At 44.0% G+C, this 480-nt stretch carries 1 protein-coding gene; it reads left to right on the forward strand.

What is annotated here, in order from left to right; translation table 11 throughout:
* Positions 1–399 (forward strand): hypothetical protein (locus Q1A08_RS21365; RefSeq protein ID WP_299776422.1); only part of this gene is annotated, 399 nt, incomplete at its 5' end.
* Positions 400–480: the final 81 nt, after the last annotated feature.

A 480-nucleotide genomic window follows, 5' to 3' on the forward strand; every position in this document is an offset into this window, starting at 1 on the left:
GCGTTATGCACCCGTAGGTTTCGAATGAAGTATCTAGTATTGATCATCTTTACGCTCCTATCCGCAAAGTCGTTTTCAGCCTGCTTTGTAGATCTTTCAAAGAACGATATAAAGTTCGATGTTCAGCGTATTACTGAGGGTGCAAAGACCGGTGGGAACCACGGACATATGGATACCATCAAAATTAGCGTATTAAGCAATTATGAAGGCGCCCCTATTGAGACGATGCTTCTTACTAAGGGCGAGGTCGCAGAGTTCTGGTATCCAATTGCTTTTGGCATTAAAAATGGGATGGCTGTGACAACGTTAACTGGAACCACAGACTCTTTAAGAAACTTAGAGATGGCCTTCTATTATAGTGACGCTGAGTGCACTCTTAGTATGCAGGTGTTATTGTAAATGCATAACAAGCACATCAAAAATCGCTCCACTTCGTTGCGCTGGACGTCGCTGACGCTCCGCCTTTTATGTGGGCGTTAT

Source organism: uncultured Pseudoteredinibacter sp. (genome assembly GCF_947500695.1).
GTDB lineage: Bacteria > Pseudomonadota > Gammaproteobacteria > Pseudomonadales > Cellvibrionaceae > Pseudoteredinibacter.